9 protein-coding genes and 1 pseudogene are annotated in these 10,370 nt (G+C 52.4%); 2 read left to right on the forward strand and 8 right to left on the reverse strand.

From position 1 onward, the window contains the following. Positions 1 to 172 precede the first annotated feature (172 nt). On the forward strand, positions 173 to 490 hold the full coding sequence (locus V7M64_RS02095; RefSeq protein WP_333676685.1) for a helix-turn-helix transcriptional regulator: 318 nt from the start codon (positions 173 to 175) through the stop codon (positions 488 to 490). A gap of 140 nt (positions 491 to 630) precedes the next feature. Here the strand turns inward: V7M64_RS02095 and V7M64_RS02100 are convergent, their stop codons facing one another. Both V7M64_RS02100 and V7M64_RS02105 read right to left on the reverse strand, forming a co-directional pair. Then, positions 631 to 999 carry a hypothetical protein gene (locus tag V7M64_RS02100; protein WP_333676687.1) on the reverse strand — a complete coding sequence of 123 codons (369 nt, stop codon included), beginning with the start codon at positions 997 to 999 and terminating at the stop codon, positions 631 to 633. Continuing rightward, complete coding sequence (locus V7M64_RS02105) at positions 996 to 1,505, reverse strand: glucosaminidase domain-containing protein (protein WP_333676689.1); 510 nt, start codon at positions 1,503 to 1,505, stop codon at positions 996 to 998. The genes V7M64_RS02100 and V7M64_RS02105 overlap by 4 nt, the downstream gene beginning before the upstream one ends. Positions 1,506 to 1,817: 312 nt before the next feature. Here V7M64_RS02105 and V7M64_RS02110 point away from each other — a divergent pair, with 312 nt between their 5' ends. Next, a complete protein-coding gene (locus V7M64_RS02110) occupies positions 1,818 to 3,401 on the forward strand; it encodes a hypothetical protein (RefSeq protein WP_333676690.1) in 1,584 nt (527 codons plus the stop codon). 1 nt (position 3,402) lies between these two features. Here V7M64_RS02110 and V7M64_RS02115 read toward each other — a convergent pair whose 3' ends face one another. The 6 genes and pseudogenes from V7M64_RS02115 to V7M64_RS02140 all read right to left on the reverse strand — a co-directional run. Then, the gene (locus V7M64_RS02115) at positions 3,403 to 3,861 is read right to left on the reverse strand and encodes a hypothetical protein (RefSeq protein ID WP_333676692.1); all 459 of its coding nucleotides are present in this window, start codon (positions 3,859 to 3,861) and stop codon (positions 3,403 to 3,405) included. A gap of 377 nt (positions 3,862 to 4,238) precedes the next feature. Continuing rightward, positions 4,239 to 6,182: a hypothetical protein gene (locus V7M64_RS02120; protein ID WP_333676693.1), complete on the reverse strand. Its 1,944-nt coding sequence runs from the start codon at positions 6,180 to 6,182 to the stop codon at positions 4,239 to 4,241. Positions 6,183 to 6,190: 8 nt separating this feature from the next. Then, complete coding sequence (locus V7M64_RS02125; RefSeq protein WP_333676695.1) at positions 6,191 to 7,534, reverse strand: ImmA/IrrE family metallo-endopeptidase; 1,344 nt, start codon at positions 7,532 to 7,534, stop codon at positions 6,191 to 6,193. Between the two features lie 132 nt (positions 7,535 to 7,666). Further along, positions 7,667 to 8,509 (reverse strand): hypothetical protein, encoded by an 843-nt coding sequence (locus V7M64_RS02130; protein ID WP_333676696.1) that lies wholly within the window; start codon positions 8,507 to 8,509, stop codon positions 7,667 to 7,669. A gap of 68 nt (positions 8,510 to 8,577) precedes the next feature. Beyond that, positions 8,578 to 9,534: a hypothetical protein gene (locus V7M64_RS02135; protein ID WP_333676698.1), complete on the reverse strand. Its 957-nt coding sequence runs from the start codon at positions 9,532 to 9,534 to the stop codon at positions 8,578 to 8,580. After that, positions 9,531 to 10,112, reverse strand: a pseudogene (locus tag V7M64_RS02140) (site-specific integrase); the annotation flags it as partial. The pseudogene V7M64_RS02140 and the gene V7M64_RS02135, both read right to left, overlap by 4 nt. Positions 10,113 to 10,370 lie beyond the last annotated feature (258 nt).

A 10,370-nucleotide genomic window follows, 5' to 3' on the forward strand; every position in this document is an offset into this window, starting at 1 on the left:
CGGTTTGCGACCGTCGAATAGCTAGTGTTTCGTTCTTGCCTCTATGCATGCTTTTCAGATTCATAAGCGCCGTCTCTCACCTGACTTTCGTCAAATATAACAACATAGAGTATAACAAGATGGAGTAATTCATGTTGTTGTTTAGCGTGGCTTCATTACTGGAGCACGTGACATGCCTAAGGGGAAATCCATCCATTCGAAGGAATACCCAGTTTTCCTGCAGTTGCTGATTGAAACCAGGCAGGAAGCGGATCTCACCCAAGCCAAGCTAGCCCATAAAACGGGGCTATCGCAGCCATATGTGTCCGCGGTGGAAAGAGGAATTTTGAGACTGGACACCCTGCAACTCAGGACGTGGCTGCTTGGATGCGGTTCCGACCTCGGTACTTTTGGCGCTGAACTGGAAAGGCGCCTCAAGACGTTTGAGCGGGATTCCGATGGGATGAAAGCCCGGCGCGCTAAAAAGGTCTCAAAAGACAAAGCCTCATGATTAAGGACAAATTGTCCGGGAAGTATCTGACCTATCTTCTGCTATCGCTGCGAAAATACGAGCAGGCACTCCTAGAACAAGAAGCTTCGTTCAATCTCTATCATCGAAATTGAGCTGCTAAGGAGGCTACTGTAAGTGCATCATTTGCTTACGCTTGAACTGCTAGCGGGCGCACGCTTGAGTTCTTCAAAGTTGCCATCGTTATTGTAGGCAGTCGTGGTCGCGTGGCCGTCGCTCTTGCGAAGCTTCATGAAGTAAACGGTCTGCGTAACGTCCGGCTCGCCTCCGCATTCCCCACCTTGTTTGGTGCGAACGCGAACGAGCCAGTCGTTACCTTCATCAGCGGTGTCGAAGTAGAGGCAATCCAGCTTGATAGGAGTGAGGTGATATTGCGTCGTCAGGTCTTCTGCACGCGCTGCCGCATCGTCGTCGTTCTTGATGGGCTTACTTTGGGCGCACGCCGACGCGATGAACGTCAGACCGAGAAGAAAAGAAAGTAGTCGGTTCATGGCTTCACATCGTATTGCTGCAGATTGTGGCCGCGGATGACACCTTGAACCCGTTCCACGTAGTCGCCAACGGTCGCGTAGCGATGAAGGTGAGTCACGAACTTCATGGAGTCGCTGTTATCAGCGAAGGCTTGTGGAAAGCGACGCTGCAACATCTCGGCGTAGTCCTCCGCAGCTTCGCCATAGTTTGCGTAGTCGCGGAAGCTGTCGGTGACCTGTTTGCGCTGGCCTTTCACTACCTCGTGCGTGACGAACTTGGTCGTGCCGCCATCCGGGGCGTGACCTTTCACGCCGAAATAGGCGTTGCCCTTCATTCGAAGGCCCCAGCCACTTTCGAGCCCGGATTGGGCGAGAATGACGCTTACCGGCACGCCAGTCTTGAGGCTGACGGCCCTGGCGTCAGCCACCTGGAGTTTGATGAAGGCGTCGACGTGATTGGGCTGACGGTGCGCGGGGTGATGATGCGCCGCACGATGTTTGGCGTGATGCGCCGTAGAATGCGTCATAGAGACATGCTCCCTGCTGTCTGGTGTGTGTGAAATTTATACTGGGGCGACCTGACGTCGGCAAGGGTTGGGTTGTCTGCTTGGTCGAAACCCGCGTCCCGGGACAGGGCTGATCACAAGATATTGCGGTGTGGTTATACGACACTTTCACGCTTAACATCCAATGATGACCCGTGTTGGCCGATAGAAGAGCGGTCAATGGGGACGACAACGCGGCATCATAAATCTCGGTCAGGGGGACGGAGCATGGGGAGGGGGCAGTTTGGTAGAGAGTGGCTCACGCAGATTGGCATCTGTGTTGGATACGCGCTGGTGTTTTGGGCGATACATGCCGCGAATGCCGCCTCGGCCCATTGGCACGTCTATGCCGGCTTTCAACTGATCTGCTTGCTGTTGATCCCTTATCGGTATTGGCCCGCGCTTCTCCTTGGAGAGGCTGTCCCGAACGCCTATTTCGCTTGGCAGTGTCTGCCGGACTTCAATGCCGCCTGGGTAGCAGTCCGCATGATTCCGGAGATCCTCCTTTGCATGCCGATCACGTGGTTCTGCCGCGAACGGCTAGGTGTGTTCCCGACGAAGCACCTGGTTAACGTCAAAGCGCTCCTGGGCTGCCTCCTGCTGGTGGCCGTTGTCATTAGCGCCTACAACTTCGCGCTGATCTCCACCCTCGGCATCACAACTGGCCCCTACCGCCCGCGTCCGCTGATCGCCGCCATCTATCTGTCCGGCAACTATGCCGGCCTGCTCACGATCGTGCCCTGGGCGCTGATTGCTCGCCTGGACTATCGGAAAGGGCACGTAAAGGCCCAGCTTGGTCGACTGCTATCGAGCCGGCTGCTGGCCGACGCTGTGGGCATTGCGATCCCGGTGATCGTCCTGATGGCGGTCATAGCCAACTACCTCAACAACGCTCCGACCCAACTGCTCGAAACGGCGATGTTGATCCCGGCTGCGTGGCTGACCTTCAAGCACGGCTGGCGTGCGGCTGCCCTGGCGGGCACCGTGGTGATCATTTGCAACGGCATCCTGCAGCCTGGAACGCCCACGCTTGAACCCGCTGAGATGACCGCCATGATTTGTCTCGCGGTCAGCGCACTGTATGCCCTCGGCGCAAAGGTCTCGGCCCAACGCCTCCAGGATGAGCGTGAGCGGATCGCGGCCCAAGAGGTTCACGACATGGCGCGGCAGCAGCTGATGGCGACCGAACGCCGGATGCGAAGCGCCGCAGAGCGCCTGGAATTCGTGGCCGGATCGCTTCACATCGCAAATTCCCAAACGCTGCAACACATGCGGCGGATCCTTCCCAACATCGAGACGCACGGCTTCTACAAGCAGGCAATCAAGGCGCACGAACAGGTCTACTTGCTTGCAGAAAGCCTGCACCCATCCGCATGGCGTGACCGCGGTTTGCCCGCGGCCTTGAACGAGACACTCGCCCGAGCGCTGGACGAAGCGGGCCTGTCGTATCGATGCGAGATTGGCGGGCGCGGCTTCATGTTTTTGGAGTCAGCGGTCCATACCGCGATCTACCGAACTGCCTGCGAGAGTATCGTGCACGTCACGTCGGACATCACCTGTTCCAGCGTGAAGCTGATCGTGCGCGCCGGGGAGACGAATAATCGTCGCTGGGTCGTTGTGCGTGTCGAGGGCCATCTGGACACTAACGGCGTGGCGAAGGGCGTCTACTTTGGTGAGTCGCGCCGCGACCTCGCTATGAAGCTCGGCACGAACCTGTCGGATGTCCAGGGCATGCGCGCTCACGCTCGAACCTTCGATGGCGTGCTGCATGTTCGGTCAAGCAATGAGCGCGTCGTGGTGACGACCTTGCTACACAGTCAATCGGTAGGAGTCCAGAAGCAAAAAGGTTCTGAACCCCTACGATTGTGGGTTGACTGAGTTACTGCACGCCGCTTGCTACCGAAGAGCAATTCAGCGGATCGCACTTGGTCATCTGCGCTTGCAGCACGTTGAAAGTCGTTCCACCACTCTGCGGTGTCGCGGTGATCGTCGTGGTGGCATCGCTGTAGATCGTTGTTGCCGCCGAGGACGCACTCGAAGTGGCCGTCTGCACGCGCTGCGAATCCACACCGACCGGCAGAACGACGACCGTGCCGCTTGCCGCGCCTACCGCCACATGCACGTTGCCATTCAGATCGTTGACCTGGACGTATTTGATGCCGTTGAGATAGAACACGTAGACGTGCCAGTTTGGATTGGCACTCTGATCGGCTGCATTCGGCCAAGCTTGGCCCAGCCCTGTCGCAGGCGTCGAAGTTTGCGCGAAGGCAGCAGACGTCAAACCGACAGCGATCAAACCGGCGAACAGAGCCTTGCGAACTCCGTGGATGCGTAACATGAGCTTCCCCTCTTTAGGCCGGCAGCCTACCTGCCGGATCGCCTAAATTTAGCAGCCAAATGCCTGTCCTGTGATGAAGGCAGGCAGATACTTTCGGCCTATTCCGTGAAGGGATCGTCAATGGCAAGCCCACGCAAAAATGAGCGAGGCTCCCGCGACTCGGACCGCGACGTCACTCCCGCTTCCACAGGCCAGACTTTGCCCACTGCCAAAACACATATGAGAGAACCGCCAGGGCACCGGACAGAACGATCTTCACCGCCAACACAATCCAATACACCATATATTCCTCCATCAGGATTAAAAGGTTCTTTCATTGAACTTGAAATTCATTCTTACGGTATGGCAACTACGAAGACCTCAATCTTCAATTGCCACTACCTATTTGCAATATCGCTCAATCGAGCCATCACATCTCCAGGTAACCAAAGTTCGTCATGAACACGGGTCATGGCGACATACACTGATCTGAAGAACAAGTCCTTCTCAAACCTCCTAAAGTTGTCTAGAAAGCAGCAGTTCGACATCATGACAGTGCTGTACTCAAGGTTCTTGCAATGATCCAGGAGACCAAGTAACACCCGCTGCTCGCCTTCTTCGCTTTGAGCTTTGAAAAGAGCCTCTAGATGCTCGACATCAAAGCCACGCTCAAAGAGTCGCGCCACCTTGGGACAGCCAATGTCAGACAAGTGACTAGCGAGTTCACTCCAGCTCGTAAAGGTTCTAAGGTGGTAGGACTTGGGTCGATCCCGATACTTCTTTAGGTTGATTGCATCCATCACTGACGAACGAAGCGCATCACCAGAAGCAGGAACAAACCGAAATAGTGCTCCCGCGTCCTTCAGCCGTAATGCGTCTTCCAGCATGAACCACTCGGAGCCGTAGACCCTTAACCCTTCCTCGGGAAGCTCACTTCCCTTGTCGTATAACTTGGGTCGTGTGATGTGGTCCTTAGAACCGATAATCGGCTCTGCAACAAGCTTTTCAGAATGATAGCCAAGGACTTCCCGAACAAACGGCATGGCCTGCTCGCCCGTCCTGACGGACTGCGTCATCCTAAACGTCTTGGCATGCTCTACATCCCCTACGCCAGAGAAGATGCTCTGATAAGGATCAGACATTGTCACAAGGCCCTGCTGATACCTGCTCAGCATGTGATACCAACCACCTGAGAGGTCATGGGCTTCGTCCACGAGCAATGTGCCAAGTGGAGGAATAGAGGCTCCAGACAGGCCAAGCCATTTGACCAAGTGATAAATCTTGATGCTGAAGATTTGCTCCGTCTTCGATCCATCAATAGAAAACATCAGGTCCCAGATACGTCCTGCATAACCGATGTAGACGTTTTTCGACGGCAAGCTGATAAGTTTAAGTTTGCGTGGCAAATGGTGATGGCCAATTGCTTCGTCATGGCTGTGGCACCAGTTCCGCAGAGTAACGAAGACGTCCTGCAACACCTGGTATGGCTCAGCGCCTTCAATACCAGAGATGCCCGCCACTTCAGCCTGACGAACAAACGGCCAGTTGGAGTCCTTGATTTGGGGTGGTTTCACCCAACGGGTGCTTCGTTGCTGAAAGAATTTGTTGGCAATACTGATCGCCAATTCGAATAACGTTTTAGACTCGATGGCGGAACTTCCAACTCGCTGTTGAAAGGCAAACTGTTGGGCACGCGATGGAGCAAGGTGCGTGTATTTTCGACCACCTTCAGCAAGCGCAAAGATCAAGTGTGTCTTGCCAGTCCCAGCGTAGGCCGTCAGTGAAAAGTGCTCATACGGGTCGGCCATGAAGGCCTTGGCAACCACGATTTGATCCCTGGTCCCTGATGATTTTACCCAGCGCCTAGAAGGTGGCTCTGAAGAGTCGTCTTCATTGTCCAGTTCACTGAAGTCTGATTCCTCCCCAACGTCAACGGCAAGCTCAAATTCGTGCAAAGTATCTCGGCATGCATCCTGGAAGGCTGGTGTATAACGCCCGTTTCCACCACACCATGACCTGTCTGCAATCTTGTCTTCAGGTGCAAACTCAATCGCTTGTTCTGCCATCGAAGCCATCAGTTCATCAGGCTTCATATCCGAAAATTCGGATTTCATCTCCTGCAACTGCTGCGCCACCTCATTGGCGTCCACCTTATAAAGGGACGCATCTGCTTCAACGATGAGCCTCCCCAAGGCGGAATGTCCCATAGCGGGTTTACTGGCGACGACCAACATTGATAGCAAACCTACGCGCTCAATAAATAGGTCAGGGACGCCTCCATCGGACAGGAACAATTCCGCGACACGACGGCTAACAGGTAAGTAATAAAGTTGCTGGCTCATCAGTATTCTTACCGACGCAGTGAAGCAGTCAAAATTTCAGCGAGAGACTTCGGCCTGCCAGTCACGGTGAACCTAGTCCTAGCATCTGTAAGTAACCCAAGCCGTTCAAGCCTTAAGCGAACGGCAGTTTTGGAGACGCCATACTCTTTCATCAGCGCCATAGCAACCATCTGGAAATCCTTAATGTTGCAGGACTGATTGTCTAAGTAGAGGGGACCATATCCCCTATCACGAATGCCCCGTTCCTCTAGCTCCCGATAGAAGCTCTTTGTGAAGGCCTCTTTGGGCATCAAAAGAAAAGACGCAAATTGATTTGCCTGCCATTCCAGACGGTCAAGATCAGATCGTTCCATCTGCGTCAAGTCATCATCTGAATCTTCGGCCCTCCGCAGTTCACTCCTCATGTATTTTTCATGACCTAAGAAGTGATGCCCAAGTTCATGGGCGAGCGTAAACCGCTCACGAGGCTTGTAGTCGGCGTCCTGCTCGTAGATGTTTATCTCACGACGCTTGAAGTTGATGGTTCCAAGTAGACTTTGGGATGAATCCTCCGACTTCTCCATCCTTACTACCGTCAATCCCGAAACTTCCTTCTCATTTTCACAAATGATCTCCAAGGGCACCTTTCCACCCTTGTAGTCGACTCTCTTCAGGACATCAGACGAAACTTCCTCAATGTCTTGAATGTCGACGAACGGAACCAGTTTAGGCGGTTCATCTAGAGGACTGATCGACGCCTTGATGTTCTCGAAAAGATCAGTGTCCGACTTGAAAATGGCGCAAAAAAACTCCCATAGGGAGTTACTGAGAAGACTTCCAAATTGGAAATACAGGTCAAAGACATGGCTCTTGAACGACTCATTCGACAACCCCTTTTCTACGTCTATCTGGCTGGATAAGCCGAAGCCCAAGCTAGCAGATGGAGACCGAGGTAGATCCCAATTGAATTCGTCACCCTTGAAGCAACGCATCAAACCGTAACCGTTCGACCTAGCAAAATTCCTTGTCCCTTCCTGGAAGGAGTTTGAACTTGCGAAAACTCCTTTGACGTTTGACCCAGCGACCTGCTGAAGTTTTGCGTGAAATTCTTCTATCTCCCCTACGGGAACCGCTCCCCTATAGTTTTTGCACTCGATGAGAATCAGAAAAGAATACTTCCTTTGACCCGGCATCCTAACTTCGATAGAAACATCGAAGATGATCTTCTTTTTCCTAGCTGAAGAGTAGTAACCCTTCTTCTTGTAGATGCGACAACACTTCTTGTTAATATAGAAGCGCCCGCTTTCTATCTCTCGCTTGAGCAAGTCATATACGTGACTCTCAAGGGAATCGCCAACTTCGACAGTGCTCACAGGCAAGCCTCGCTTGATGCCAGATAGAACCCTTAGACAAGAAATTCAATCTATAACAAAACAGAAATCAGAGCGCCATGCCTCTTGAGGAAACGCAATTCCAGAGGAGTATCACTCCCAAGTAATACTTCCCTACTTGTGAGATGGCGATAACCAAGAAAAGAAGTTGCTATACTTCACCACGGCCCCACAGATCGCCGCCAAGAAAAGAATAATCATCGTTAACCAGTGATTCTTGACAACTTCCGTGATGGCGACTGGGTGCATCCCATACTTGTCAGCGAAGCTCGCGTCAGTTTTGAGCGTTTTTGCATGGACTCGATCAAAGATGTTAGAGAGTATGTCGACCTTGCGAAGCGTCGATTGATGCAATTTCAGATACTCTCCGCGCTCAAATGCCTCAGCCTCTTCCTGCCCCTGCAATGCGCCGATATCTGCCATGTGATTCTTTTCAACAAGAACCATTAGACGGCCTTTCTTTCCTGTTGGCGACTCATGGGGAACGTACCCAAGCCCATATAACGACACCACCTCTCTTGCAAGGTCAAGCTTTCGGTCATCGAGAAGCTGAAAGGGTTGCCCCCCAAGAACACGAAACCGATGTTCCAATGCCGCAAAGCCAAAGTTTTCATCCCTCATGTTCCAATGGATGAATGTGGCATCCCGATGTGCCTCCAGAAATGCGAAGTAACCGTCAAGCATTCTCTTTTCGTGAGGGTCTAAGTTGTCAGTAATGCTATCAAGCTCCCCCGCCAACTCTGCCGACTGGTGTATGGACCAAGACTTGGTTTGAGCCGATTGAAGATTTCTTACCGCAATGGAAGTCACACGCTTGGACGTGCCACTCGGATTGTCGTAGAAGGATTGGCAAGAGTAGTGGACGACATACGCACGGAGCGAATCCTCATAAACATCATTTATTTTCTTTCTGCTCTTCGCCCTCGCTTTGATGCGAGCTATTTCTGACGAGGCCATCGCTCCCCCAAGAAATTTAGTTAACTTCGTTCCCAACGAACTCTACGATTCAAACCTACTCAATTATCTCAATCCTTCTCCATGGCGTGGCGATGGTAGGAGCAAAGTGACTCCCCATAATCTTCCAGTTCAAGGGTTTCACCACAGACAGAACATTTCCCCGCACTCCCAACTTCAAGACCACACGCCAGGCATTGAGATACCTCGTGGACGAACGCCTCCTCCCCACATTCGGGGCAGACATCTACTGGCGATGTGTCGCCATCTTTAATCGCCAAGTGGATCTCGGCCCCATAATGCTCGGGAACAACTTTCCCCACCCATTCCTGCGCATCCTCTTTGTGGCCACATGCGGTGCACTCCCAAATGGCTGATGGAGCGTCTTTGTTGGATGAGTCAACCTGTTTAACCAACGGAGAACCACACTCTGGACACCCAACCTTCTCAATAATTTCCTTGAGTAGAGGAGGCCAACTCATACTTGCATAGGTTGTCTGGCATTGTTCTTTCAGCGCATCTTCGATCTCTCTTTGCCGAATTAGCGCGTCCCAAACGGGCTCACCCAATGCATCTTTTGGGTTCACCCCCAAGTTTTCAGGCATGAACTGTGATAGAAATCTCAGACCGTCAACGAAAGCTCCACGGATCTGGGCAACATCTTCCACATAATGATGCTCTACAGCATTTCTAACGTCCGCGACGCCCTTAAGAGTCTTAGCGTCATAGCGAACCCCGAACGATTTGAATCTCTCCATGATTTCCTGAACATCTACAGTTGCCTTCCCAATCTTCTCGAATTGCACAGAACCGTCTTTGCCCTTGGACGGTTTCACGTTCTTCCAGATAAGAATCTCGTCTTCTGGGGAAATTCGACGCAACTTTTCCTTACATAGAAGAAGGATTCCCGATGTAAGACTACGCACTGCGGATGCAATTCGCTGCGGAGTACCTTCGTTGAAGTCCTCAACTGCAATCTGGATTGCATTGATGGCGTTACGATAAATGGGATGCTCTTCGGTCGTCATCTATACCCCCAATCCAACTTCTTCACCGCTTCCAACAGTTCTTTCATGGTTGGTGCCCTGCTGTAAGAAGCATGATGCTCATCATCCAGCTCATGCCCGACATACGCCGCTCGTACTTCGGAGGGTACGCCCAAAGTCTGTAGCCCTTGAACAACAGACTTCCTGAGGCTGTGAAAACCGAACTTTCCCTTCTCAGGTTTTCCAACGGTCGCTAAGACATGACGGCTAAAAGCCTTCGATAGCCAGTTCCCCATACCATTGACACCGTCTGTTTTGACGCTTGGAAACAGAGGCGTCTCCCCTGCTTTACGCAAGGCATCAACCCGTTTGAGAAGACCCAGTTTTATCAATGCAGGATGCACGGGAATCGTTCTAATACTGACGTCAGATTTGACGGACTGACCTTCCGCTTCATCTGTGATGCGGATACATGGAATCCCATCTACTTCCACGAAGTCAGCCAAAGTGAGCTGACCAACTTCCGCAACTCGCGCGCCTGTGTAAAGACCAATCCAAGCGCCCCAGCGAGCCGATTCACTCAACCCCTTTTCCATCGCCTTGGAGTCATACAAGGCGTGAACCTGCTCTTTGGAAAAGGTTTAAAGCCCAATGGACGGCGCTGGCGTTTTTCTCGAACCCCATACACCACTTGTCCAGCGGCAGGGTTCTCGTCTTTTGAAAATGATGGGTAGTACCCACGAGCTTTGGCCCAATCAAAGAATCCGCGCAAGTAAGAAAGTTTGTTGACGATGGTGGGCGTCTCAAGCTTGCTTCCCCTCAATGAACCGCCCCGGTTTTCGTGGAGGCTGTTTGGTTTAAGTGATCATGCTGCCAGT

Source organism: Dyella sp., assembly GCF_036746095.1.
Lineage (GTDB): Bacteria > Pseudomonadota > Gammaproteobacteria > Xanthomonadales > Rhodanobacteraceae > Dyella_B.